This window comes from Citrifermentans bremense R1, from assembly GCF_000426865.1.
GTDB lineage: Bacteria > Desulfobacterota > Desulfuromonadia > Geobacterales > Geobacteraceae > Geomonas > Geomonas bremensis.
Map to the genome: position 1 here is coordinate 13,170 of NZ_AUGE01000029.1, position 24,260 is coordinate 37,429.

Annotated in this window: 24 protein-coding genes and 1 riboswitch; of the genes, 10 read left to right on the top strand and 14 right to left on the bottom strand. The window is 60.3% G+C overall.

Going from position 1 to position 24,260, the window contains the following annotated elements:
• Positions 1-136 precede the first annotated feature (136 nt).
• Positions 137-919, top strand: coding sequence for a 4,5-DOPA-extradiol-dioxygenase (ygiD, locus tag K419_RS0115500; protein ID WP_026842383.1), 783 nt, complete (start codon positions 137-139; stop codon positions 917-919).
• A 226-nt stretch (positions 920-1,145) separates the two neighbouring features.
• Here the strand turns inward: ygiD and K419_RS0115505 are convergent, their stop codons facing one another.
• Positions 1,146-1,784 (bottom strand): NADPH-dependent F420 reductase, encoded by a 639-nt coding sequence (locus K419_RS0115505; RefSeq protein ID WP_026842384.1) that lies wholly within the window; start codon positions 1,782-1,784, stop codon positions 1,146-1,148.
• A gap of 381 nt (positions 1,785-2,165) precedes the next feature.
• On the opposite strand from K419_RS0115505, the gene K419_RS0115510 reads away from it, so the two are divergent.
• From K419_RS0115510 to K419_RS0115520, 4 genes are all read left to right on the top strand, one after another.
• The gene (locus tag K419_RS0115510; protein ID WP_026842385.1) at positions 2,166-2,525 is read left to right on the top strand and encodes a hypothetical protein; all 360 of its coding nucleotides are present in this window, start codon (positions 2,166-2,168) and stop codon (positions 2,523-2,525) included.
• A 131-nt stretch (positions 2,526-2,656) separates the two neighbouring features.
• On the top strand, positions 2,657-3,898 hold the full coding sequence (locus K419_RS0115515) for a DUF4403 family protein (RefSeq protein ID WP_226377713.1): 1,242 nt from the start codon (positions 2,657-2,659) through the stop codon (positions 3,896-3,898).
• 97 nt (positions 3,899-3,995) lie between these two features.
• The gene (locus K419_RS23610) at positions 3,996-4,238 is read left to right on the top strand and encodes a hypothetical protein (protein ID WP_156912222.1); all 243 of its coding nucleotides are present in this window, start codon (positions 3,996-3,998) and stop codon (positions 4,236-4,238) included.
• 272 nt (positions 4,239-4,510) lie between these two features.
• Positions 4,511-5,650, top strand: a complete 1,140-nt coding sequence (locus K419_RS0115520) for an SMP-30/gluconolactonase/LRE family protein (RefSeq protein WP_226377711.1) — start codon at positions 4,511-4,513, stop codon at positions 5,648-5,650.
• A gap of 73 nt (positions 5,651-5,723) precedes the next feature.
• Here the strand turns inward: K419_RS0115520 and K419_RS0115525 are convergent, their stop codons facing one another.
• The 3 genes from K419_RS0115525 to K419_RS0115540 form a co-directional block, all read right to left on the bottom strand.
• Positions 5,724-6,734, bottom strand: coding sequence for a DUF3187 family protein (locus tag K419_RS0115525; protein WP_026842388.1), 1,011 nt, complete (start codon positions 6,732-6,734; stop codon positions 5,724-5,726).
• A 99-nt stretch (positions 6,735-6,833) separates the two neighbouring features.
• Complete coding sequence (locus K419_RS0115530) at positions 6,834-7,769, bottom strand: aldo/keto reductase (RefSeq protein ID WP_026842389.1); 936 nt, start codon at positions 7,767-7,769, stop codon at positions 6,834-6,836.
• A gap of 286 nt (positions 7,770-8,055) precedes the next feature.
• Positions 8,056-8,577, bottom strand: coding sequence for a DUF4337 domain-containing protein (locus K419_RS0115540; RefSeq protein ID WP_026842390.1), 522 nt, complete (start codon positions 8,575-8,577; stop codon positions 8,056-8,058).
• A gap of 347 nt (positions 8,578-8,924) precedes the next feature.
• Here K419_RS0115540 and K419_RS0115545 point away from each other — a divergent pair, with 347 nt between their 5' ends.
• On the top strand, positions 8,925-9,410 hold the full coding sequence (locus tag K419_RS0115545) for a ferritin-like domain-containing protein (protein ID WP_026842391.1): 486 nt from the start codon (positions 8,925-8,927) through the stop codon (positions 9,408-9,410).
• Between the two features lie 73 nt (positions 9,411-9,483).
• On the opposite strand, the gene K419_RS0115550 is transcribed toward K419_RS0115545, so the two are convergent.
• The 9 genes from K419_RS0115550 to K419_RS0115595 all read right to left on the bottom strand — a co-directional run bounded on the left by K419_RS0115550 (position 9,484) and on the right by K419_RS0115595 (position 18,034).
• Positions 9,484-9,756: a hypothetical protein gene (locus K419_RS0115550; protein WP_026842392.1), complete on the bottom strand. Its 273-nt coding sequence runs from the start codon at positions 9,754-9,756 to the stop codon at positions 9,484-9,486.
• Positions 9,757-9,784: 28 nt separating this feature from the next.
• Entirely contained in the window at positions 9,785-9,973 is a 189-nt protein-coding gene (locus tag K419_RS0115555; RefSeq protein ID WP_026842393.1) for a ferredoxin, read from the bottom strand.
• A 162-nt stretch (positions 9,974-10,135) separates the two neighbouring features.
• On the bottom strand, positions 10,136-10,432 hold the full coding sequence (locus K419_RS0115560; RefSeq protein WP_012529616.1) for a DUF1540 domain-containing protein: 297 nt from the start codon (positions 10,430-10,432) through the stop codon (positions 10,136-10,138).
• A gap of 168 nt (positions 10,433-10,600) precedes the next feature.
• Positions 10,601-10,894, bottom strand: coding sequence for a mercury methylation ferredoxin HgcB (gene hgcB, locus K419_RS0115565; RefSeq protein WP_026842394.1), 294 nt, complete (start codon positions 10,892-10,894; stop codon positions 10,601-10,603).
• Positions 10,895-10,907: 13 nt separating this feature from the next.
• Positions 10,908-12,062, bottom strand: a complete 1,155-nt coding sequence (gene hgcA, locus K419_RS0115570; protein WP_404813202.1) for a mercury methylation corrinoid protein HgcA — start codon at positions 12,060-12,062, stop codon at positions 10,908-10,910.
• Between the two features lie 197 nt (positions 12,063-12,259).
• Positions 12,260-13,705, bottom strand: coding sequence for a pyruvate kinase (gene pyk / locus K419_RS0115580; protein WP_026842396.1), 1,446 nt, complete (start codon positions 13,703-13,705; stop codon positions 12,260-12,262).
• A gap of 114 nt (positions 13,706-13,819) precedes the next feature.
• Positions 13,820-14,416 (bottom strand): DNA-3-methyladenine glycosylase I, encoded by a 597-nt coding sequence (locus tag K419_RS0115585; RefSeq protein ID WP_026842397.1) that lies wholly within the window; start codon positions 14,414-14,416, stop codon positions 13,820-13,822.
• 183 nt (positions 14,417-14,599) lie between these two features.
• Positions 14,600-15,301: a hypothetical protein gene (locus tag K419_RS0115590; protein WP_026842398.1), complete on the bottom strand. Its 702-nt coding sequence runs from the start codon at positions 15,299-15,301 to the stop codon at positions 14,600-14,602.
• A 91-nt stretch (positions 15,302-15,392) separates the two neighbouring features.
• Positions 15,393-15,469: riboswitch (cyclic di-GMP riboswitch) on the bottom strand.
• Between the two features lie 231 nt (positions 15,470-15,700).
• A complete protein-coding gene (locus K419_RS0115595; protein ID WP_026842399.1) occupies positions 15,701-18,034 on the bottom strand; it encodes an ATP-binding protein in 2,334 nt (777 codons plus the stop codon).
• A gap of 394 nt (positions 18,035-18,428) precedes the next feature.
• Here K419_RS0115595 and K419_RS0115600 point away from each other — a divergent pair, with 394 nt between their 5' ends.
• Positions 18,429-20,246 (top strand): TonB-dependent receptor plug domain-containing protein, encoded by a 1,818-nt coding sequence (locus tag K419_RS0115600; protein WP_226377712.1) that lies wholly within the window; start codon positions 18,429-18,431, stop codon positions 20,244-20,246.
• Positions 20,246-21,094, top strand: a complete 849-nt coding sequence (locus K419_RS0115605) for an ABC transporter substrate-binding protein (RefSeq protein ID WP_026842401.1) — start codon at positions 20,246-20,248, stop codon at positions 21,092-21,094. Before K419_RS0115600 ends, K419_RS0115605 begins: the two co-directional genes overlap by 1 nt.
• 1 nt (position 21,095) lies before the next feature.
• On the opposite strand, the gene ald is transcribed toward K419_RS0115605, so the two are convergent.
• Complete coding sequence (gene ald / locus K419_RS0115610; RefSeq protein ID WP_026842402.1) at positions 21,096-22,211, bottom strand: alanine dehydrogenase; 1,116 nt, start codon at positions 22,209-22,211, stop codon at positions 21,096-21,098.
• Between the two features lie 181 nt (positions 22,212-22,392).
• Between ald and K419_RS0115615 the strand changes: the two genes are divergently transcribed.
• Together K419_RS0115615 and K419_RS0115620 are read left to right on the top strand one after the other, a co-directional pair.
• Positions 22,393-22,866, top strand: coding sequence for an Lrp/AsnC family transcriptional regulator (locus tag K419_RS0115615; protein WP_026842403.1), 474 nt, complete (start codon positions 22,393-22,395; stop codon positions 22,864-22,866).
• Positions 22,867-23,033: 167 nt separating this feature from the next.
• Complete coding sequence (locus tag K419_RS0115620) at positions 23,034-24,257, top strand: zinc-dependent alcohol dehydrogenase (RefSeq protein WP_026842404.1); 1,224 nt, start codon at positions 23,034-23,036, stop codon at positions 24,255-24,257.
• Positions 24,258-24,260 lie beyond the last annotated feature (3 nt).

Consider the following 24,260-nt stretch of genomic DNA (forward strand, 5'->3'; position numbering starts at 1 on the left):
TCCTCTCCCCCCTAAAGAACTCACCGTAGAAATTAGTACCCATGATTTATCTGCCATTCTTGTACGCAGTTGATTCTGTTCTATACTGGATTCCACCAATTTGAAGCTCTGTGGAAATGGGTGGAGGTAGAACGAAATGCCGGAACTGATGCCTGCAATCTTCTTCGGACATGGCAATCCGATGAACGCAATATCGACCAACAGCTACACCGAAAGCTGGCGGCGTATCGGAGCGCAGATAGCGAAGCCGAAAGCCATCCTCGCGATCTCGGCGCACTGGTATGTGCCGGAAACCAGCGTTACGATCAGCAGCATGCCGAAGACCATCCATGACTTCGGTGGCTTCCCGCCTGAATTGTACCGGGTGCAGTATCCCGCGCCAGGTGACCCTCAGCTTGCCCATCGCGTCCAGCAACTGCTCGCGCCCTTGCCTGTCAGCCTTGACGACGCCTGGGGACTCGACCACGGAACCTGGTCGGTGCTCGTGCATGTCTATCCGAAAGCCGATGTCCCTGTCGTGCAACTGAGCATCAACGAAACCGAGCCCGCTTCCTTCCACTACGAACTCGGTAAAAAACTCACGCCGCTTCGGGAGGAGGGCATCCTCATCGTCGGCAGCGGAAACCTCATCCACAATCTGCACACCTACGCCTGGGGCCGACACATGCCTGACCCTTATGTTTGGGCGGTGAATTTCGAGCTGGAGGCAAGACAGATGATGCTTGCGGGCGATTTCGAGCCGCTCGTCCGCTATGAAAAGCTCGGCCCGGAGGCAAAGCTATCCATTCCGACGCCGGACCACTACCTGCCGCTGCTTTACGTGCTCGCGACCCGGCAACAGGGCGAAAGCATCACCTTCCCGGTCGAAGGCATCGACGGCGGATCTATCTCAATGCTGTCCGTTTGTGTAGGTGGATAAGCCAGCCTGCCCTTCCTGCCCCTAAATCAACCGTCCCCCACCGTCAAATGTTCCCGGGCGAAAAAACGCACCCGTTGCCGGCCCCAGAAATAATTTGTCGGCTCCCGAAATACAAAAGTGGTTCCGGGAATAGCAATTCTGGCTCCGGGAAAATATAAAAGTGGACAGGATCAGGTTAGGTCCCAGGCAAATTCGCTCAGAGCCCCTAACCTGACCGAAGCCTCTCTTACTCTATTCTCAGTTTCTGTCTGATTTCCCGTGCAGAGGCGCTGGTCGCATATACGGGGGTCCCCACGTCAAAAAGCTTGGAACTGCGTAAACCTGGGACGACGACTGGCTCCAGGCCCGCTCTCTGAGCCAATTCAACTGCGGCATCCAGCGCTTCCTGATCGTCACTGGCTATGGGGATGCCGATCGTCTCGCCGTTTTTATTCACGGTCTTCTTCAGATCCTCGAAGTACACCGAATTGAAGGCCCGCACGATTCTCGCTCCAGGGAGAAGACGCGCCACGACGCTCCCCATGCCACCGGGATCTTGTCTTGCCTCAACCGCAATCGCCCCGTCTCTCTCCGGGTATGGGTTCGACGTGTCTATGACGATCTTCCCTTTCAGCGCCAGCCTCGTTTCGTCATCCAATTCCCGATACGCCTTCAGCGGCACAGAGAGGATGACCACGTCTCCAAACGCGATTGCTTCGTCCACCTTCCCGGCTCGCGCTGTCGGCCCGGCGGCTTCTACCAGACCCTGCAGATTTTCCGGATGCCTCGAGCTGAAGAAAACCTCGCACCCAGCCTTGGCAAGCAAAATACCCAGGTTGCCGCCGATGTTTCCGGATCCGACAATAGCTACTTTTTGAATTCTCATTTCCGCTCCTCCTCATGTTGACCACGCCTTGTCCGCTAAACGGTCGCCCCCGGTTGCTCGCAATAGGGCGACGCGCATCGCGTAGCCTTACCCACCATTTTAGTACAGCTACAAAATAGTTGCCCCAATTTATTAAACCGCTCCTATAAATCTATAGCGATGGAAGTCCAGGACGTTGAGATATTGTCTGCCGGCTGCGGAGGGTGCAATTACCGGGGAGAGAGGATGTTACAAATCGCCGCATCTGACAGAAAAACGGAAGCCATTGACAACAAAAATTGAAGGTACTACAGTGACGGCGGTTTGGCCTGTATACCGAGGAATAAGATCAATTTCCGAGCCAACGCAGCTAGATGAAACGAAAATGAGTGGGGGATGTTCATGGCAAATGTAATCAGCAAATTGGTACTCGTCGTTGTTGTCCTGCTTTGCACCGCTTTCACTTCGTTCGCTGAGGACAAACCGGTAACGGTGACTTCATACGATAAAGCTGCCACGTGGATGAAAGAAAACAACAAGTGGGGACCGGAAGCCGGTATCGTCAAATCTTTCAACCAAGACCTGGAACAGGCCAAGAAGAAAAAAAAGACCACGTGGGAAATCGGCTGGGGGTTGACTAAGTCCAAGAACGCGTACTTCCTGCAACTTACCGCCGACGATTTCACTGTCACCGAACTTTCGCCAGAAGAAGCGGCCAAACGTGGAATTCGCGAGATGCGCAAAGAACTCGTCTTCTATTAGGACATCATGACGCCAAAGGGGAACCTTATGAAACGTCTGAAGTTGTTTTCTCTTGATTCTCGTTTCCACCGGAGGGTATTGCTATTTTTAACCGACTGATACTGTCATTGTTATTTTTGGTGCTGACTTCTGTGTGTGCATCCGCGGCAGCACCACCCTCGTCGATCAACCTTACCGTTGAAACATCCGCGGCGGATCTCGCCGCCATAATCAACCAGTCTCTACCAAAGGAACTCTACAAGGGACAGGGGGGACTGGGGACATCAGTCTCTGTCCTTCGCACTGGCCCGATGGTGGTGCATGCGGCGGACAATTACCTCTACCTGACCTTGCCTGTTCAACTGACATTCAAGTACGTTATGTACGAGAGCTACCCGCTCAAGGCCGGACTCAAATTCAGGGTAAAAGTCAACGTCACTCCGGACTGGCGCCTCAGGACTGAGGTTTACTACATGGGCCTGTCTGACAATCTGGCCGATGACTTCAAGGTAGGACCGCTGTCGCTCAAGCCCAAAAGCATGGTCGACAACATCAGCCAACCGGTCCAAAAGCTTCTCGCGCCTGTAATAGACGCCAAGGTGAACGATGCCGTCCAACTGAAACCAAAGGTCGCTCGACTCTGGCAGAATGCCTTTTCCCCGACCCTCGTCAGCAAAGAATTTAATGCATGGCTAAAGCTGGCACCGGAAAGGATCGTCATGAGTCCACTTTCGGCTGCCAACAACCAGGTCCGGCTCAGCATCGGCATAGTTACCGGCGCTGAGATAGTTGTCGGGCCGAAACCCACCCCTGCTCCTGTGAAGGCGCTGCCTCAGGTGCAGCAATTACAGGCATTCGACAAGGCGTTCCGCATTCAGCTCGGCACCGACATATTCTACGCCGACCTGGTCGAAGCCCTGAAGCCGGTGCTGCTGGAAAAGACCTTCGGCGAAGACAAGAAGATCACTGTGAAGGGTTTCAACCTAAAGGGTGAGGATGGTCGGCTGGTTGTCATACTGAACGCGACCGGAGACTTCAACGGCGAATTAACCCTTCTGGCGAAGCCGGTGTACAACCCGCAGAACAACTCTCTGACCTTTGAAGACGTAGATTTCGACACCAAGGGGGCGGGAGTGCTGATTAGTGCCGGCAGTTGGCTCTTCAGCAGCACCATCAAAAAGACCATAAAGACGAAGCTCGACAGCTCCGTCAGCGAGCAGTTGGAGAAGGCTCGGGGCAAAGCTTCCTCGGCACTGGCGTCGGTGCAGATCGCCGAGCACGTAAAGCTGACCGGTGCCGTAAAGTCCTTAGGCCTCGGCGAGCCCGTAGTATTAAACGACCGCTTATCGCTCCAGGTCGTAGCACTTGGCGAGTCCAGCGTCAGCCTTAAATAGCAAATCCATTCCCCCTGCAGCTTCTCGTGAATCGGGAGTAATATAAAGAGAGGATGGTAATGGAAGTACCGAAATCCATTACCGAGGGGGAATCGTCATGAGTAAAAACGTACATCATGGACATCAACGTCATATATCCATCCCCGCGCAAGCGGAAATTCATCCGCAGCAACAAAGCTATGCGGGAGCGGACTTGACCCCGGGCAGGGACCCCGCTGAAGGCCCTGACATCGAGTTTTCGTCGCCGATTCATGAGAGATGGGCGCAGGACACCTTCGATCGCGATCCCGCCGAAGGGCCGAACCTGGCGGCACCAGCAAAGGCCGGCAGAGCACGATGAGAAGCGTAAAAAGCAAAGGGTGACAAAGGCAAAGGAGCTGACGGTATGAACCGCCGGCTCTTTTTGTATTTACCCCAATCCTTTCTCTTTGAAGGAAGAAATAGTACAGCCACGGCCACGGACGGGTAGGCAACGAAGCTGCTTGTGTTATCCTGTTGCAAGTTTGGGAGCCAAACAAGAGCAGCAAAAGGAGCGCATCGATGGCAAAAGAAGGTTCGCTATGGCCGAGGGGAGTCCTGCCCAAGACGAAGTTGAGTATTGCAATTGCAACAATGGCAAGGTGGCTTAGCCTCTGCTTACTCACAATCTCGATCTGCATCGGATGTGCGCATAAGCAAACTCTGCAGCCGGACCGGCTTAAGACAGTCCAGGCCCGGCCGAAGACAGTCCCGGACCGGCTGAAGACCGTCGCCACCTTCAAGGGAGTACAGGTCACCGGGGTTACCTCGACCAATACCGGTCGGCTTTTCGCAAACTTCCCACGGTGGCGCGAAGGGGTCCCCTTCTCCGTAGTGGAAGTGTCGCCTGACGGCTCTTTTAAACCTTACCCGGACACGGAGTGGAACCGGTGGGAAGGGTACCCGCAGCCCAACCGTTTCACATGCGTGCAATCGGTGGTGGCGCACGGCGACTCTCTCTACGTGCTTGACCCAAGCAATCCGCAGTTCGCAGGCGTGGTCGGCTCGGCAAAACTTTTCGTCTTCGATCTGAAGACGAACCAATTGAAGCGCTGGTACGAGTTCGACAGCGGAGTCGCCCCGCAAAGATCCTATCTCAACGACCTGCGCATCGACGATGCCGCCGGCAAGATCTATATCACCGACTCAGGCCTTGGGGCCATCGTCGTTGTCGACATCGCGACAGGCAACACCCGCCGAGTTCTGGCGCAACACCCTTCCACGAAGGCCGAGGAGATCACGCTCAGGATCGACGGCAAGGAGTTCCTGCGCAACGGCAGACCTCCTCGCATCCATGCCGACGGGATCGAACTCGACCGCAAAAACGGATACCTCTACTACCACGCCCTCACCGGCTACCACCTCTACCGGGTCCCCACCAAGGCGCTCGTGGCAGCATTTTACGATCCGAAGCAGGAACCCGCCCTTGAGGCGAAGGTGGAAGACCTGGGAAAGACTCCCGCTCCCGACGGGATGATGTTCGATGCGGAGGGGAACCTCTATCTGGGCGATTTGGAGCACGATGCCGTCGTCTACCGCACTCCGGCCGGCGAGATACTGACGCTGGTCCAGGACCCGCGCATTCGCTGGGCCGACACCTTCACCATCGATCCAAACGACTCCCTCATCTTCACGGCATCCAGGATTCACCAAGTACCGCAAAACGGCGGGATAGACGACATGGAGTTCCCCATCTATTCTCTGCAGTTGCCTCACTCCGCCGCGCCTCAATAAATCCAGGGGGGACGAAATCCAGGGGGACAGGCACCTTGCGGAGCCAGTCCCCCTATTAGGCAGCCCCGGCCGTTCAGAAGCGGTGGCTGAGTCCCAGGTGAAGCGCCACATCGGGAGACGCCTCGACATTGAGATCCTCGGCCAAGGCGATATCCAACGCGGTAGCCGGTGAGAAGGCATAGGTGCCGCCGAACAACAAGACCACAGCCGGGGACGTCAAAGGCTTCATGTCGCTGTCGCTATAGAAGGGAGTGTGGGAAGAGAACTCCACCTTGAGGGCGAACTTTTCCATCGGGGACCACCCTGCGCCCAGACTGCCAAACCCTACCAGATTCTCCCGCTGATCTTTCAGCACCTGCCCGTCGGTCATTGCCATACCACCCAGCGCCCCGAAAACGGTCGCATGTCCCCAAGAGAGAGCATAATCGCTGCTTCCGCTCAGCCAGAGGGCCAGGTCCGTGCTGCCGCTGCCGGTCAGCCTGGAGCTGCTGCCGGTGGGGAGCTTGAGACTCGCCCGCAGCGCCACCGCCTTGGGGTTTACGCCCCCGTCATGGTACAACTGCCAGCCGCCAGACACCCTGACATCACCGAGGCGGACGGTGGAGTTGTCCATCCTCAGCCGCTCCTGCCCTTTTTTGTCATACTCGAAGAGGAGACGGTCCTCCTTTGTCTCGGTCCGGCTCCCCTGTGGTAGGCCAAAAAATCTGTGCCACTCCTCGATGAACCCGTCGAATATGCCACCGCTGTAGGCCACCACCGGGACATCCAACCCCAGTTCCACCCCCCTGGCGATGCCATAGCGTAGCGCAAGCGTCATCCGCTCGCTCTCACCGTCAAGGATCAATTTTTCCTGCGCCGTCTCCCAGTCATAGGAAGTGTTCGCAACATCCAGGGAAAGCAGTGCCAAAGCCTTCCCGACGGGCTGAACGGTAGCACTTTCAGCTGAAGGGAGTCCGTAGATCTGGACCAATGGGGATTGATTGAAGGTGTAAAAGGGATCGATAACCAGCGGATCGGCATTGACGGGACCTGCCACAGCCCCCACTAAAAACGAGATGGCGATGAGATGCTTTACGTATTGCAATAGACATTCCCTCCTTTCCATGAATTCATAGGCTCAGCCAGCAAGCCACACACAAGGTACACGAACCGGCACCGGCAAAACAATGAAAAGTGCCGGATGTTACTTGGAAAACAGATCCTGCAGCCGCTTTGGTTCCTCCCCCAACCATTGCGGGTTAGTTGCGGTCCCGTCGAACAACGAGGTGGTCTTGAACGGCTCGTAATATCCAGTCATGGCGGCTTCGGCAGTACGAGCCAGCAGGTCGCCCACCTCAGCACCGTTGAGCGGCCGGAAGGACTCAACGGCTTGGGTCACCTGGTCCAGAATTTCCATGCTGTCGATGCCGGTTATCACGACTGAAGTGGGAAGAGTGAGCGCGTAATGAAGGCATTCGATGGCGGTAACGGTGCCGGACTTTAGCAGGATGCCGTTGGCCATCGACTTCATGCCGAGCACGCCGATCTTCTCCTTGACCAGCTCCGGAAGCACAAGCTTCTCGAAACTGCGAAAATGCGCGTCCATGACGTTGAGAGGCATCTGCACCGCGTCGAACCGGAAGTCATGCTCACCCGCGACTTTTAGCATGTGCAGATGAATCTGGGGGTCCTTGTGACCCGTGAAGCCAATGTAGCGGATCTTCCCCGCTGTTCGCGCCTCCAAAAGCGCCTGGTTCGCCCCCTCCTCGTCGAAGATGCGGTGAGGGTCCTCGAAACGGAGCACCTCGTGGTGCTGGACCAGGTCGATCATATCCACCTGGAGCCTTTTCAAGGACTGGTCGAGTTGCCGGGCAGCCTCCTTCTTGGACCGGCCATCGATCTTCGTCATGAGGAAGACCTTGTCGCGATAGCCGTCTCTTAGGGCCCGTCCCATGCGGGTCTCGCTGACGCCATCGCTGTAATCCCAGCAGTTGTCCATAAAGTTGACGCCCCGGTCGATGGCGCTGCGGACGATGCGGACGCTCTCTCCCTCAGAAACCTGGGGAAGCCCCAGGTGCCAGCCGCCTATTCCTATGGCAGATACCTTCTCGTAGGTGCTGCCCAAAGTGCGATAGATCATGGCTCCTCCAATGCTTACTGGGGCTGATAGATACTGTGCCCAACCCACCCGTAATTCTACACACTTTAAGCCATGAGGCTATGGAGCCTAATTGTCAGGAGTGGTAGACATAGGCGCGCGTAAACCGGTTATGAACAGATTATGCACGCTCTGGCGAAGGGTCTGCTTTACGATGAAAGATGAAGAAGAGAAGGAACAATTGGGGAGTATCGCAGATGGGGAGTCTACTGGCGCGAGCTTCCCTGGAGTTGCGGCAGGGAAGCTCGCGTAGATAGAAAGCTATGAGCTACATAAACAACCAGAAACCATTGGCGAACTGTACTAGACCGCAGATGCCGACTGCCATGCCTGCAACCCAGACCCACTGCTTCTTTAAAAGCGCGGCAACGGATGAAAGCAGTATAGCGATTTGCAGGAAGATCACAGCCACCCCGAATGGGCGGCCATGCCGTAGAACCTCGTCCCGTTCTTTTTCCAACAGTTGGGCGCGCTCCTGGATCTTACCCTTCTCTTTTTCATACTTGGCAATGCGGTCATTGCACGCCTTCAGTCTCGCGGCAAGCTCGGCGCCGCCGCCCCGGTTCCCCTCCCGTTCCAGTTGGCCCCGCTCGTTCTCTGCCAGGGCCTCCTTTATGCTCTTGGCCTGAAAGAAGGCCCACTGGTCCGAGGCCTGGTTCTGCATGAGCACAGACCTCGTCGAATACCCGCCTCCTTTAAAGGTGGACAGCGTTGCACAGACGGCGATCACCACGGTGCTAAGAGCCAGATAATTCAGCCACGGTTCTTTCTTCGGTTCTTCTTGCCCCACCCAGCTACCTCCACAACGGCGCATTGCGCCGTTTAATTTTCTGCGACGACAAGGAGGATAGCTTAACCACGCGGGGTTTTCCATGCCATTTTGGCTAATTAAAGGCAGTGGAGCATACCGGCGAGGCTGCGAGTGAGCTCACGCGGCTATGCAGCCGACGCTGAAGTCTTCAGCCGTTTTTTTACATTGAATGCGGACGCCGCGTGACATGCTCCGCCGTCGCCGGCCTGAGCTTCACATAGATTTTCTTCACTGCGACTACACTTAACATTCCATCTTCTGTTATAATGTATGGCAGGTGGTGACATAAACATTCGCTTCTTTCTCTGGCAAAAGGAGGACAAGTGATGAACGTATTCGATTGTGCTATCAAAAGAGAAGAGGACACTAGGACTTACTTTATGGGGCTCGTTGAAAAGGCGACCGATTCAGAGTTGAAGATCCTTTTCTCAATGCTGGCCGGCTGCGAGGATGAACATAGGAAGAGACTGCTGGACCTCAAGAAGGGTATGGAGAGCAAGACGACAGTGCTCGCAGACCTCGACGTTTCAGTCTGCAGCTACCGCCCCTTCCTTACTCAGAGCGAGCTGCTTGAGGAAAAGGACAAGGATCCGGACCTGTATCTGTTCACCGTTAAAAAGGAGGAGCAGGACATCAGCTTTTATCAAGAACTGGCAGCAAGGGCCGGGGACGAACAGACCCGCAAGAGCCTGCTCATGCTGGCAGACGAGGAACGCCGTCACCTGGAACGGATGGAGGAAATTTATGCCTTCGTGGAGACTCCAAGGACGTACCTGGAAAACGGTGAATTCAGCAATCTGAGAACACTGTAGTTTAAACAACCACTTCAACTGAAAAAGCCCGCACTAGGCGGGCTTTTTTTTCATTCATGCAGCGTAAGGGAATTCAAGGTTCTTCGGCCAAAGCGTCGTCATAGGCGCTGTCGGGATCGAATTCGGGCCGCAGGTAGCACTCCAGTTCGTCGAAGAGACGGTCGGTGGTCAGTTTCACAGCCATCAGGGTATCCAGCTCAAAGGTGATGCCGTGCTGCATGAAGCCCGCGTGCATCCGGTCCACCAGCCCCTTCAATTGTTGGATAGAGCAGTAAGTGTCCCTCAGCATCTGGTAATTGCTCTCTCCCAGTTCCTGCAACCGCTCGTCCCTCAGTTCGGTAGTCATCGCCACCCTCCCCCGGGCGCTCCCAAAACTAGCGCCAGTGTATGCAATTCACGGGACAGCTGTCTATCGCCTCTTGGATCTTTGCCTCTCCCGCGCTGTTTTGGTCAAAAACCTCCGATACCCCTGCATCGTTCAAGCGGAACACCTCCGGGACTATGCTCATACAGAGCCCGCACCCGATACATACCTGCTGGTCTACGTATACTTCCGCTGCCATCGTTATTCTCCCTTCCCCACCTGAATTACCTGCGACATGAAGATGATGATACCTGACTCAGCGCGAATGTCGATTGCTGCGGTCGGTGACGCGCAGCCTGGAAGAAGGGATGCGGGAAGGGGGCGAACCTGGTTTGGTGGGTCGCGGTGGAGTTGGTGGCGGTTATTTGGGCTTGTAGGTGAAGCAGTCCGGATGGGACTCGTGCACGCCGACATCAACGCTTTGCGCGGTGCATTCGAGGGACTGGTTGTAACTGCAATTCTCGACCTTGCAGGCGCCAATGCCACCTTGGACGTCCATCACGCCGCCCTTTTGGTTGCTGTGCATGTAGGTATCGCAATTAGGACAAGTGTCGCCGGGACCACCGACCGTTATGGCCATAGTGTGGCAGGAATTATGTTTGTTGTATGAGCAATCCGTGACGTTGCAGGATGCTATTTTGACCATGGGTTTATCCATTGTTTCCTCTCCTTTTTTCGCCGCCCCCTTCACGCATTAGGAATGTTTAACAGTTTTGAAGGGATAGTCAAGAATTGCAGACGTTAGCGAAAACGCTGCCGGCAAAGGGAAAAACATGTTAATCCGTATATTTGCATCGAAAGAATGGCCAAGGCCGCAGCGGGCGAGCTAGCCGCAGCAGCCGCTGCCGGTGAAGCCGGGAATCCTCTTCTCCCTGAGCCACTCGTTGATGAGGCCGCTGGCGCACCCCACCCCGGCATCGACGTTTATGGCCGCGGCAGGGCAGTTGAGAGCACAAGCCCCGCACTCCATGCAGGCTTCCCGGTCCGCCAACAAGGCCCGCTTTTCTTCCAGCTGAAACACCTGGTGCGGACAAACCTCGATGCATCTGCCGCACCCGACGCAAAGCTCCCGGTTCAACTCCAGCGTCGCCACCCCTTCTAGATACCTGAATCCCTTCATACGTTTTTCTCCATCATGAGAGCATTCGTCCCACGGTCACGAGGAGCAGCGCGGCCAAAATCGCCCCCCCCAGGACCGGCAGTCCCAGGCGCATCTCCTTCTTCACCCCCGATTTCGAGGTGTAGGTGGTGCAGCCGGTGAAATTGAGGGTGTAAAAGGAGGTGACGGCGGGAAAGGCGAGGAAAGCCGCCAGCGTCACCGGCAGGCTCCAGCCCTCGCCTCCTGCCGCCAGACGGAAAAGGAAGGTGTAGACTAGGCCGGCGGCGCCTCCCTTGACGGCGAAGCTTCTGGAGGGGAGCAGCGGAAGGAGCACCGGCGCCGCGGCGACCCCGGTGAAGACGGCGCCGGCATACCCGGCGACGACGGTCGCGGCCGCCCCGGGACCTGCGGCGAGCCAGGCGGCAAGGTAGAGAATGAGCGCAACCGGAAGGGAAGGTTTCAGCACCAGGACCAGTTCCACCGGGACCAGCACCAGCCGTTCGTACCAGTTGAAGCTGAGCTCGCGCATGGACGCCGTCGTCCTGCCGCCGTTGTCCAGGTACTCGGGAAGGTCGTCGGCACGGATGGCGGCATAGGCGACGTCGAAGCCGGAGCGCCGCTTCACCTGGTGGGCCGACACGCCGGGCGCTCCGAGGATCGGGAGGATGAGCCTGCGGTGCGAAACCACGCCGGAGAGAGCGGTCGCGGCGACCCGCCGTACCAGTTCGTCGGTGCCGAAGGTCCCCTTCCCAGCCGCGCACCAGACGTTGATGCCGAAGGTCTCCAGAACGAGGAGCCAGACGTTGCGCCCGGCCAGCGCCTTGCGCACCAGGTCGAAACTCATCTTGTAGTTGGCCGTGACCACGACCGGCGCTTCCGCGTCCGGCGCCCCGATGGCATAGAGGCCGGCGGGGACCAGGTAATGCATCCGGTTGATCCCCCAGCGCGCCTTGCAAGCCCCGAGGCGATCGGCTGCGGTCAAGCTGGTGGAAAGCTGCGGCACCTGGCCCTGGCCCGCCGGATACCAGCGTATGAATCCCGGGACCTTGTCGTTCACTTCTCCGCCGCCGGCGGAGGTACGCGGCCCTCAACAGGGGGGAGCGTCAGGGTCCTGGAAGGCACCCGGGGCGCATCCCGCAGCGGGCATTGGCTTAAGCACCGTGATCTTCTTGAACTGGCGCGTCTTCATGGTTCCACCTTTCTCACTTTCACGGCGGTCGGCTCGTATCAGGCAACCGATCAGCTTATCCGGGTTTGCATATATATATCTCGCAATCGGGTCCGTTGGTCAAGCGATTCCAGCACACAGGATAAAAAAAAGAAGGGACAGCAGCGCGCCATCCCCTCTTCTTCATGATCATCGCTCACAGCTATCGCGGCGCCGAATCAAAGACGCCGCTTAACCTCAGGCTCCCCCAGCCGATGCACCTTCATCAGGTTGGTGGTTCCCGCGGAAGAAAGCGGGCTTCCCATGGTTATCACCACCAGCTCCCCCTTGTTGAGCCAGCCGGTTTCCAGCACCGCCTTCTCGACGGAGATGATCTGTGATTCGGTGTCCCCCTCGATATCTACGCGCAGCGAATGCACCCCGGCATAGAGGGCGAGCACGCGCCGCACCTCTTCGGAGGGGGTTACGGCGATGATGGGCTGGGCCGGGCGGCACTTGGAAACGAGGGCCGCGGTCCCTCCGGTCTGGGTGAAGGCAAGGATCGCCGATGCCTTGACGCTTTCCGCCGCATGGCAGGCGGCAAGCCCGATCACCTCGGAGAGGTTCGGCTCCGCCTCGGCCCGGGCGATATGGCAGCTTTGCGCCATGAGCTGCGGGTCCGCTTCCACGTCACGCGCCACCTGCACCATCATGGAGACCGCCTCCACCGGATACTTGCCGGACGCGGTCTCGGCGGAAAGCATGATGGCGTCGGTGCCGTCCAGAATGGCGTTGGCGACGTCGGAGGTCTCGGCGCGGGTCGGGCGCGGGTTGTTAACCATGCTCTCCAGCATTTGGGTGGCGGTGATCACCGGCTTGCCGGCATCGTTGCAACTGCGGATGATCCGCTTCTGGATGAGCGGAACCTTCTCGGGGTTCAACTCCACCCCCAGGTCGCCGCGCGCCACCATGACCCCGTCGGAAACCTGCAAGATGGCGCCGAAGTTGGTCACGGCCTCCGGCTTTTCGATCTTGGAGATGATGCGGAGCTGGGAACCGCGGCTGTCGATGATGCTCCTCAATTCCTGGACGTCGCTTGCCTCGCGCACGAAGGAAAGGGCGACGTAGTCAAGCCGCTGCTCCATGCAGAACTCGAGGTCGTCGCGGTCCTTGCCGGTCATGGCGGGGGCGGAAACCTTGGCGCCGGGGAGGTTGATCCCCTTGCGGTCCTTGAGGAGGCCTCCAGTCACGACAAGGCAGCGCACGTCGTGCCCCTCCACCCCAAGGACCTTCAGCTCCATCAGGCCGTCGTCCAAAAGGATGCGGTCGTCGGGCTTCACGTCCCCGGGGAGCCCCTGGTAGATGGTCGGGATGAGGTTCCCCTCGCCTAGCAGCTCCCGGGTGGTGACGATCACTTCGGTCCCGGCGGTGAGCTGCATCCCGCCCCCCTTCATGAGGCCGGTGCGGATCTTCGGCCCCTGCAGGTCCCCGAGAATGGCGACAGAATGCTCATGTTGGTCGCAGAGTTTGCGGATGCTGCGGATGACGGCGGATTTGGCGGCATGGTCGCCATGGGAGAAGTTGAGGCGGAAAACGTCGACGCCGGCCTTTATCAAGGCGCCGAGCATCTCTTCGGATTCGCTGGCGGGTCCGACAGTGGCAACGATCTTTGTGTGACGGAACATGGGATCTCCTCGTAGGCGGGAATGAGCGGCCGGCAACGGCAACGGGACTGGAAACCCCTGCGCGCGCCGGCGCCTGTACAAATTACCCGAAATCCTTGCGCCGCGCAATTGCTGTTACAGGTTTTCTCCAATGTTCCCGCCGAGCTCCGCCCAGCGGAAGCACTCCACCGTGTGGTCGTTCACCATCCCCACCGCCTGCATGAAGGCGTAGCAGATGGTGCTCCCCACAAAACGAAAGCCGCGCTTTTTCAGGTCGCGGCTCAGCTGGTCGGAAACGGCGGTCGAGGCAGGGACCTCGGACAGGGTGCGCCGGGCGTTTTGCAACGGAAGGCCGTCGACGAAGCGCCAGAGGTAGGCGTCGAAGGAGTCGAACTCCTCCCGCACCGCTAGAAAGGCACGGGCATTGTCGCGGGTCGAGGCGATTTTCAGGCGGTTGCGCACGATGGACTCCTCGCTGGCAAGACAGACGAGCTCGGCGTCGGTGAAGCGCGCCACAGCCTCGGGGTCGAAAGCGGCGAAGGCGCGGCGGTATCCCTCTCGTTTGCGCAGGATGGTGATCCAGGAAAGCCCTGCCTGTGCCCCCTCCAGGGTGAGGAACTCGAAGAGGAGACGGTCGTCGTGCACCGGCACTCCCCATTCCTGGTCGTGATAGGCGCAGTAAAGCGGATCGCTCCCGGCCCAGGCACAGCGGTTGATGGAGGTTGTTTGCATGGATCTCCCGGAAGGTCAATCGACAATTGATAATTGACAATTGACGATGAAAAGCGCAAGCGAAGTGCTTCAATTGACAATGCCCCCCCGTCGTAGCAGTTTGGACTGGCGCAGAAGGCATCAAAGTGACAATGGACAAAAGGCAACAAAGCGTTGTCCTTTGTCCATTGTCAATTGCATCACTTAGTCGCGCCCGCGGCGCTCCCCGTCGGCGCGCCTGTCGTCGCGGCGGTCTTCCCTATCCTGGCGTTTCTCCTCGCGGCGCTGCTCCTTGTCGTAGCGCTTCTCCTCATGGCGCTGCTCCTTGTCGTAGCGCTTCTCCTCACGGCGCCGCTCCTTGTCGAAGTGCTTGTCCTCGCGATGCGCGGCTTTCCAGTATCCCCTGTCGGAGCGGTGCCGGCCCGGGTAGTGATCGCGGTCACGCTGGTAGACCACGTATTCCCTGGTGCGGTACTCCCTGATCCGGTCGATCCGGTGCCGGCGCATCGGGGGGGGAAGTTGGCGGTAGCTGACCGGAATCCAGCGCCCACGGCTGCTGTAGGACCTGAGCCAGCGGCCGTCCCGGAACATGTAGTAGCTGTTGTTGTAGAAGAACAGGTCATAAGGGACTCCGACCGCCACATAGAACCCCAGCGGCTCCGGATAGACGAACTCGACCTCCTCCTCGACGTCGTCGTCATAGTAAGGGGTCTGGGTCACCACGGCAGGAGGCGGGGCCACCACCACCGCGGGGGGCGGGACCACTACCACCGGGCGCGGCTGATTGCCGAGATGGATGTTGACGTCGACCCCGACGTTGGAGGAAGCATAAAGCTCCTGTGCCGACATAACCGGCAGCGCCGCGATCTGCAGCAACAGCGCCAGCGCAATGCTTTTTCTGGACATGGGTGTGATCTCCTTTTCTCTTGGATTGCCTGTTTGAAGGTAGACATTGGGGCAAAAAAAAACGGGTTGCCGGCTATCTGGTCAGAGATATTTCGGCAACCCGGCTGTCTCTGAGAGACCCTGTAGGCTTTCCGCCCCATCCTCGCGGATGGTTTAGTATTATCGTTATCTTCCTGGGGAGCGCTTGCTGTCCGCGCCGCTCCGACCTCGGCACGCAATACCGTGCCTCCCGCCGACTAGACCTTTAACCAGAAGCTGCCGAAAAAGTCAAACAAAATTAAGCATGCCGGATCAGGATACGCGTCCGCCTTTCCTGCCGCAACGGCACGGTGACGGTCACCTCGGTCCCCTTCCCCGCCGTGGCGCTTGACGATGCCGTAGCTCACGCCCCCGCCCGCGTTACCCCTGCGCTGCCAGTTCCTTCAGGAGCCGGAACAGTTCATGGGCGTCGTAGGGCTTGGGGGAGGCGGCGCAGAAGCCGTACTCCCGGTAGCGGTTCATCACGATGTCGTTGCTGTAGCCGCTGGAGACGATGAGCCGGGCCTGCGGGTCGATGGCGAGGATCTGGCGGGCCGCCTCCTTCCCGCCGCTGCCGCAGGCGACGGTCAAGTCGAGGATGGCCGCAAGAAAAGGGGTCCCGGAGCGGTAGGCATCGCCGTAAAGTGCGGCGGCTTCCTCGCCGTTGGCGCAGACGGTGACCCGGTATCCCTGGGAGGAGAGGACCTGGATGGCAAGGTTGCGGATCATCTCCTCGTCGTCCATGACCAGGACACCGCGACCCAGGATGGCGGCCGCGGTAAGCGGCTTGGCGGGCTGCTGCTGCGGCTGCGCCTCCGTGCTGAATACGGGGAGGTAGAGGGTGAAGGTGGTCCCCCTGCCGAGCGCGGTGTCGAAGGTGATAGCCCCGTCGTGCCTGGTGATGATGGAGTGCACCGTGGCAAGCCCGAGCCCCGTCCCAAGCTCGGCCTTGGTGGTGAAGTAGGGGGTGAAGATGTTGGACTTGTCCTCGTCGCGGATGCCGCACCCCTGGTCCCGGAAGCTCAACTCGACGTAGCTGCCGCAAAGCGGCGCCGGGAAACCCTCGTGGGCGGAAGCGACGCTCCTGCCGGTCACGGTCAGCATCCCCCCGTCGGGCATCGCCTGCACCGCGTTGATGCAGATGCAGTTGAAGGCCTGGCGCATCTGCCCGTCGTCCACGTACACCGGAGGGAGGTCGGCGGGAAGCTCGACGGCCGCAGTTACGTTGGAGCCGCTTGTGGCAAGCTGCACGCTTTCCTCGACTATCCTGGCGACCGGCACCGCCTTTCTCAGGGGCGCGCCCCCTTTGGCGAAGCTCAGGAGCTGGTTCGCGAAACCGGCCGCGCGCAAGGTCGCCTTCTCCGCGTGCAACAGCAAAGGGTGCGCGGCGTGGGACTGGTCCAGGTACTTCTTGGCGAAGGAGATGTAGCCAAGGACCCCGGTCAGGGCGTTGTTGAAGTTGTGTGCGATCCCCCCCGCCAGCACCCCGATGGATTCGAGCTTCTGGTTCCTGACGATCTGCTGCTGCAAAAGCTCCCGATCGGTCAGGTCTATGACGATGTCGACGGTGCGCGAGCCGGAGCGCTGGTTGCTGCAGTTCAGCTGGCGCTGCGAGCCGTCGCTGCAAAGCGCCTTCACCTCGTAGAAGGTCACCTGGTTATCCCGCTCCCAGCCGGCGATGGCGGCGCACCTTTGCGCGGCGACCCGGTCGCGGTAGCAGGGATCGGGACAGACCCGGGAGAGCCACTCGTCGACGTTGCGGGCGTCGCGGTAGCCGATCCTCTGCGCGACGAAGGCGTTCAGGTATTCGATGGCGCCGTCGTCGTCGGACCAGATGATCCCCAGCGGCAACTGCTCCACCAGGTTCTTCAGCTCCTGGCGCGCGCGGCTTCGTTCCGCGATCTCCTTTTCCAGGTCCGCGTTGATGGATACCAGCTGCCTCTTCGAGGCGATCTCGAAATCCATCGAAGCCAAGAGTTCCCTGTGCAGCCGGCGGTTCTCCTCTTCGCGCTGCCGGAGCGATTCGGCCAGCTCGTTCACCGAAGCCGACGCCCTTCCCGGCTCGTCATCGGAGGTGACCGCGATGCGGGAGACGTAATCGCCGCCGTGGACGTTCTTCAGCCCGCGCATCAGCGAGTTGAACGACGCGGTGACCCGCCGCAGCAGCAGGCAGCAGGAAAAGGAGACTAAGAGCCAGCAGCCGAAGGCGAGCAGGCACGAGTACCAGGCGAGCCTGCGTCCCGCCTGCCAGAGGTCGTCGGTGCCGCGATAAAGACGTACCTCACCGATGCGGTCTCCCGCCGCCGCCTCCAGCGACTGGTCCTGCGACAGGTGCAGCGGCAGGGTGCGCACCTGCGCCCCCTCTACGATCAGCTCCTCCCCGGCGGGGGGAAGAGCCGGAACCTTGACCTGCAACTTGCCGTTTCCCCCCACTATCTCCACGCAGCGGATCCCGGGGAGCCGCAGCGTTTCCCGCGCGTACCAGTCGAGGAGCTCCATGTTCTCCGCGTACAGGGGAAGGCGTATGGAGCTGGCCAGGGTGCGGGCCTCGAGCCGGAGCTGCTCGGAGACGTGCCGCTTGTCTTCTTTGATCTGGTAGATGACGAAGAGGGTAACGCAGAGAACGGTGATGGCCGCGGCGAAGAGCGTGAAGCGGAGCAAAAGCTTGAACTGAAAGCTGGAGCGGAAGGTCGAGAGTTTTTGAGAGAGGATCATGCCGGTCTCCGTAGGCATCTCTCGTGGGCAGGTATGATTGCCGCGTCGCCATTTTCAAAACTGAACCAAGTCGATCCCGCGGAATGCGAAACAGTCAAGGCCCAGGCAGAGGCGTCACATAACAGCTGATACAAGCACCCAAACAATACACTAAAGACGCGCGACAACGACACCAGCACAGAGATTTTAAGCAGCTGAACAAGCTATACCAGAAAAGGGTACAATAAATACAGTTAATTTAAATTTCTTTGACACAATTGTGCCGAACTGATACCAATAGCGACTGGCGAATTTGTTCTTTCCAGAAAATCTCCCTGCTGTCAATCACTCTTTGCTACAGGCCGCTCGCTTGAGACGTAACTTCATAACCAAATTACTGTTTCCATGCGCGCTGTTGTCTGCCGTCCTGGCCGCGGCTCCCGCGCTGGGATCGGGACAGGACGAATTGAGCGATTCATTCGGCCTCTCCGACCCCACTCCCGAGCTCACGCCCTTTCCCCGCCCTGCCTCCCGCATCGCCGAAAATGTCACCGTCGTCACGGCGGAAGATATCGCCCGCATCAACGCCCACACCGTCGCCGAAGTGCTGCAAACACTCCCCGGGATCCAGATGGACCAGCTGCAGACGCCGGGGTCAGTCCACTTCTTCCAGGTTCTGGGCGCATCGAGCCGGCACATCCTGGTGCTGATCGACGGCGTGGCTCAGAACTTCATCGGGTCCGAGAACGTGGCCCAGGTGGGACTCATCCCGGTGCAGATGATCGAGCGCATCGAGGTGGTGAAAGGGGGGGCTTCGGCGGCCTGGGGATCGGCGCTGGGCGGGGTGATCAACATCGTCACCAAGAGCCCTGCCGCGGACCGCGCCGGCATGGTTTCGGGGTCCACCGGCAAGAGCGCTACCCGTGACCTGCGCGCCGAGGCGACCGGCAGCGGGGAGCGCTTCGGCTACTACCTGACCGCCGGCAAGCTTAGCTCCGACGGCCTCGTGGCCGGCAACGACACCGACATGAACCACGGCTTCGGCAAGCTGAGCTACGACTTTCCCAACGGGGGGGATCTTTCCCTGAGCCTCGACGCGCGGCACAGCATGGTCGGTCTCGGGGAGTCGCGGCAGCTTGATTTCCACGACACCGGCGCCGCCACGCACACAACCGGCAACCTCTCGCTCAAATATCCCTTGGCGCAGCGCCTTGCTATGGAGGCGAACGCTCACGCGGGGAGGCGCGAAGTCGCTACCCGCGCCGCCCGCCTTACCACGGGCGTCCCTCTCAACAACGCCCGAGGGAACGAGGCTTTCCGGGGAGCCGACGCCGCGCTCAGCTGGGGAGACGCAAACCACGCCCTGAAGGGAGGAGTCGCCTACGAGGAGACCGAGGTAGGGCTCCACGAGTCGGTGCGGCGGCTCCCGCAGCAAAACTACGAGCTCGCCCTCAGACGGGAATCGGCCTACCTGAACGGCACCTACACGGTGGGGAGACTCTCCATCCTGCCGGGGGTGCGCCTGGACCGCCTGAGCCTCATGGAAGACCCGGTAAGCTACACCCTCGGGGCCACGCTGCGCCTGACGGATAACACGCTGCTGCGCGGCTACGCGGCGTACGGCTACAACATGCCCATCGTCAGCAACATCGGCATGCAGAACGGAGAGGTGCGGCGGGACCTGCAGCATGTGCGTACGGTGCAGATGGGGCTTGAGAGCGCGGACCTACCGTTTGTCTGGGTGAAGACCACCTTCTTCTACGCCGAGGTGAACGTCCAGGACTTCGACCCGCCGGCGCCGCCGCAGCTCAGCCAGCAGGTGAAGCAGGGCGCCGAGCTGGAGTTGAAGAGCTCTGCCTGGTACGGCTTCACCCTGAGCGGCTCCTACAACTTCACCGATGCCCGCGACCAAAAGACCGGAAAGGTGCTTTCCGCACTGGATGCGGGGCCGCGGCAGGCGCTGAAAATCGGGGTAAGGTACGACAGCCAACCGGCCGGGCTCTCGGCTACGCTTCTGGGGGACTGGGCGAAGCTGCACAACCCGGGGCCCTTAGGCAAGGCCAAAGGGGAGTTCTGGGACCTCCACCTGACCCAGAAGCTCTCTCCCGCCTCGGACAACTCCCCGGAGCTGTTCCTGTCCTGGCACAACATCTTCAACAGCGAGCGTTACTTCTACGACTTCCGGGCCAACCCGCCGCGCTGGTTCGAGGCAGGGGCGAGGTGGTTTTTCTGATGCGCGCCCTGGCCCTATTCCTACTGCTGGCGTTTTGCCTCCCCCCCCTCCCCTTAGCGCAGGGAGCCGAGCTGCTCATCCTGGAATCGAGCCGCAGCGCAGTCTACAGCGAGGCGCTGCGCGGCTTCCGCTCAGCCTGCAGGAGTTCCGAGCAGACCGTCGTCCTCTCAGACTACGCCGAGGTCGACGTGCAGCGACTGGTGAAGGAGGAACGCCCCAGGGTGGTGGTCGCGATCGGAGACCGGGCCCTTGCCGCCTCGCGCAAGGTCCGCGAGCTGCCGGTGGTGGCGATGCTCTCGCTCAACCTGGGGCGGCATGCCCCCGACAACATCGGCGGCATCTCCATGACCGTCGCGCCGAGGGAGTACCTGAACCTGTTCCAAAGCCTCGGAGTGAAGCGGGTCGGGCTCTTCTACGACCCGAAGAAGAGCGGGCAATACGTAAAGCGTGCGCAGCAGGAGGCCCGGCAGGAAGGGGTGACGCTGTTGGCCGAGCCGGTGCGTGACCCGCGCGACCTTCAGGCGAAACTGGAGAGGATGAAGGGGGAGATCGACGCGCTCTGGATGCTCCCGGACGCCACCGTCGCGACCACGGTGAACATGGAGGCCCTGCTCCTTTTCTCGATGACGCAGAGCGTGCCGATGGTCACCTTCACCAGCCATTACCTGAAAAACGGCGCGGCGGCGGCGCTCGACCTCGACCCGGCAGACATTGGGGTGCAGGCAGGCGAGCTAGCCTCTTCGCTGCTCAAGTGGGAAACCCACCGCGTCCCCGTCCTGGACCCGCGCAAGACGCACCTGAAGAGCAACGAAAGCGTGCTGCGCAAGCTGCGCCTGCGGAGTCCCTGATTCAGGTCAGGACGGCATGGACCGGGGTATAGGGAAACCCGAACGCCTCGGCCACGGCGCGGTAGGTCACCTGGCCCAGCGCGATGTTGATCCCCTCCTTGATGCCGGGGTTTTGGCGCGACGCCTCCTGCCACCCCTGGTCCGCGAGCGCCACGGCGAAGGGGAGCGTGGCGTTGGTGAGCGCCACCGTAGAGGTGAGCGGGACCGCCCCCGGCATGTTGGCCACGCAGTAATGGAGCACGCCGTCCAAAAGGAAAGTGGGGTCGGTGTGCGTAGTCGGGCGCGAGGTCTCGAAGCACCCTCCCTGGTCGATGGCGACGTCCACCAGCACCGCGCCCGGCTTCATGCTCTTCAGCATCTCGCGCGTCACCAGCTTGGGCGCCTTGGCGCCGTGCACCAGCACCGCGCCGATCACGGCGTCCGCCTGCGGCAGGAGTTCCCTGATGGTGGCGGGAGAGCTCATCACCGGGAAGCAGTTCTTGGGCATGGTCTCGCAGAGGTGGCGCAGGCGCTCCAGGCTCAGGTCGAGGAGATAAACCTTAGCCCCCAGCCCGCAGGCCATCTGCGCCGCATGGGTCCCCACCACGCCGCCGCCCAAAACCACGACCGTCGCCGGCGGCACGCCAGGAACCCCGCCCAGGAGGATGCCGCGCCCACCCTGGGACCGTTCCGAGTACTTGGCCGCCTGCTGGGCCGCCATGCGCCCCGCCACCTCGCTCATCGGGGTGAGCAACGGCAGCGTGTCGCCCGGCCCGGTGATGGTCTCGTAGGCGATGGCGACCGCCTTGCTCTTCATGATCGCGCGGGTGAGAGGCTCGCTGGCTGCGAAATGGAAGTAGGTAAAAAGGACCTGCCCCTCGCGGATCAGATCGTACTCGGACGGCTGCGGCTCCTTCACGTGCATCACCAGCTGTGCGCGGGCGTAGATCTCGGCCGGGGTCGCCACGATCTCGGCCCCCGCGAGCCTATAGGCGTCGTCGGAAAACCCGCTTCCCACCCCAGCCGACTGTTCCACCAGCACCGTGTGTCCGTGGTGCGCCATCACCTCGGCGCCTGCGGGGGTCATGCTTACCCGGTTCTCTTCTACCTTGATCTCCTTCAGAATGCCTACGATCATGTTAGCTCCCTTCCCCGACGAAATTAATTAGCAGTGGGCACGATGGAATTGTACCGCATGAGCTGATGCGCCGTACCCTCGATACGGCAGGAGCATAGCAGAATCCCGGCGGTTTTTCCTTGCGAATTCCACTCCTCAAAGTTTATTATTCGACAGAAAATTCGAACATCGGAGGCATTAGGTGAACAATATTGCGCCATCCGGCCTGGATCAGATAGATAAGGCCATCCTGACTGAACTGCAACGGGACGGGAAGCTTTCCAACGTGCAGCTGGCCGAAATGGTGGGGCTCTCCGAGTCTGCATGCCTGCGCCGGGTGCGCCTTCTGGAGCAGACAGGGATCATCGACCGGTACGTGATGCTGGTGGACCAGGGGGCGGTAGGCAAGCCGGGTAACGTCTTCGTGCGGGTCACGCTGGACGGCCAGCAACGGGAGAAGCTCGCAGGCTTCGAGGAAGCGATCGGGAGCGTTCCCGAGGTGATGGAATGCTACCTGATGTCGGGTGACGTCGATTACCTCTTGCGGGTCATCGTGAAGGACACCGACGACTACCTGCGGCTGCACAACAAGCTGACCGGGCTTCCCGGGGTGCTGCGGGTGCAGTCCTCCTTCGCGCTGCGCACCGTGCTCAGCAAGACGGCGCTCCCCATTTAGATACACGTTCCCTTCTCCCCTTCTCCCCTTCTCCCAGCCCCAGCCCCCAGCCCCCAGCCCCCAGCCCCTAGCCCCTGCCTTGCCCCTAGCCCCCAGCAGCGTTGCCACACCCCCTCCTCCTGCTAGACTACGGTGAATTAAAAACCACCAACCAAGGAGGAGTCGCCATGAAAGCTGTCGTTTGGCACGGAGTCGGGGACATAAGGCTCGACGAGGTTCCCGATCCGCGGATAGAAGAGCCCACCGACGCCATCGTTCGCCTCACCACCAGCGCCATCTGCGGGACCGATCTGCACATGGTGCGCGGGACCATGCCGGGGATGAAGGAAGGGACCATCCTCGGCCACGAGGGGGTGGGAATCGTCGACGAGATCGGCGCCTCGATACGGAACTTCATGCCGGGGGACCGGGTGGTGATCCCCTCCACCATCGCCTGCGGTTTCTGCTCCTACTGCCGGGCCGGGTACTACTCCCAGTGCGACAACGCGAACCCCAACGGCCCCGACGCCGGCACCTGCTTTTTCGGCGGCCCCGAGTTGAGCGGGCCGATCAACGGGCTGCAGGCGGAGAAGGCCCGGATACCGTTCGCCGGCGTCGGGCTCGTCAAAGTTCCCGACGAGGTGACGGACGAGCAGGCGCTGCTTCTCTCCGACATCCTTCCCACCGGCTACATGGCCGCGGAGCTGGCCGAGATCAAGCATGGGAACACGGTGGTTGTCTTCGGCTGCGGGCCGGTCGGGCAGTGCGCCATAGCAGCGGCGAAGCTGATGCAGGCGGGGAGGATCTTCGCGGTGGACAGCGTCCCCTTCCGGCTCGACCTGGCACAGGAGCAGGGGGCCGAGGCGATCGACTTCTCCAGGGAGGACCCGGTCGCCATGATCCGCCAGTTCACCGGCGGCATCGGCTGCGACCGCGCCATCGACGCCGTCGGCGTGGACGCGTCCGCACCCCACTCCGGCCCAGGGAGCCGGGAGTTCAGGGAGCACCTGCAGGAATTCCAGCAGGAACTCGCCCAGGTGGCGCCGCGCACCAACGTGCAGGGTGAGAACTGGCAGCCCGGCGACGCCCCCTCCATGACGCTCGTCTGGGCGGTGCAGTCGCTCGCCAAGGCGGGGACCCTCTCCATCGTCGGGGTCTATCCCCAGACGGTGAGCCTCTTCCCCATCGGCGCCGCCATGAACAAGAACCTCACCTTGAAGATGGGGAACTGCGACCACCGCAGGTTTATCCCGAAGCTGATGGAACTGGTGCAGGGAAAGGCGCTGGATCCCGCGAAGATCCTGACCCAGAAGGCCCCCTTTTTCAACGTCATCGAGGCCTATCAGGCCTTCGACCTTAGGAAGGAAGGATGGCTCAAGGTGCAGCTGCAGATGCAGGGGGCGATAGGATAGAGC

Coding starts and splice junctions, on each gene's coding strand:
- ygiD (WP_026842383.1), top strand. CDS start 137: ATGCCGGAACTGATGCCTGCAATCTTCTTCGGACATGGCAATCCGATG.
- K419_RS0115505 (WP_026842384.1), bottom strand. CDS start 1,784: ATGAGAATTCAAAAAGTAGCTATTGTCGGATCCGGAAACATCGGCGGC.
- K419_RS0115510 (WP_026842385.1), top strand. CDS start 2,166: ATGGCAAATGTAATCAGCAAATTGGTACTCGTCGTTGTTGTCCTGCTT.
- K419_RS23610 (WP_156912222.1), top strand. CDS start 3,996: ATGAGTAAAAACGTACATCATGGACATCAACGTCATATATCCATCCCC.
- K419_RS0115520 (WP_226377711.1), top strand. CDS start 4,511: ATGGCAAGGTGGCTTAGCCTCTGCTTACTCACAATCTCGATCTGCATC.
- K419_RS0115530 (WP_026842389.1), bottom strand. CDS start 7,769: ATGATCTATCGCACTTTGGGCAGCACCTACGAGAAGGTATCTGCCATA.
- K419_RS0115545 (WP_026842391.1), top strand. CDS start 8,925: ATGAACGTATTCGATTGTGCTATCAAAAGAGAAGAGGACACTAGGACT.
- K419_RS0115550 (WP_026842392.1), bottom strand. CDS start 9,756: ATGACTACCGAACTGAGGGACGAGCGGTTGCAGGAACTGGGAGAGAGC.
- K419_RS0115555 (WP_026842393.1), bottom strand. CDS start 9,973: ATGGCAGCGGAAGTATACGTAGACCAGCAGGTATGTATCGGGTGCGGG.
- K419_RS0115560 (WP_012529616.1), bottom strand. CDS start 10,432: ATGGATAAACCCATGGTCAAAATAGCATCCTGCAACGTCACGGATTGC.
- hgcB (WP_026842394.1), bottom strand. CDS start 10,894: ATGAAGGGATTCAGGTATCTAGAAGGGGTGGCGACGCTGGAGTTGAAC.
- pyk (WP_026842396.1), bottom strand. CDS start 13,705: ATGTTCCGTCACACAAAGATCGTTGCCACTGTCGGACCCGCCAGCGAA.
- K419_RS0115585 (WP_026842397.1), bottom strand. CDS start 14,416: ATGCAAACAACCTCCATCAACCGCTGTGCCTGGGCCGGGAGCGATCCG.
- K419_RS0115590 (WP_026842398.1), bottom strand. CDS start 15,301: ATGTCCAGAAAAAGCATTGCGCTGGCGCTGTTGCTGCAGATCGCGGCG.
- K419_RS0115595 (WP_026842399.1), bottom strand. CDS start 18,034: ATGATCCTCTCTCAAAAACTCTCGACCTTCCGCTCCAGCTTTCAGTTC.
- K419_RS0115605 (WP_026842401.1), top strand. CDS start 20,246: ATGCGCGCCCTGGCCCTATTCCTACTGCTGGCGTTTTGCCTCCCCCCC.
- ald (WP_026842402.1), bottom strand. CDS start 22,211: ATGATCGTAGGCATTCTGAAGGAGATCAAGGTAGAAGAGAACCGGGTA.
- K419_RS0115620 (WP_026842404.1), top strand. CDS start 23,034: ATGAAAGCTGTCGTTTGGCACGGAGTCGGGGACATAAGGCTCGACGAG.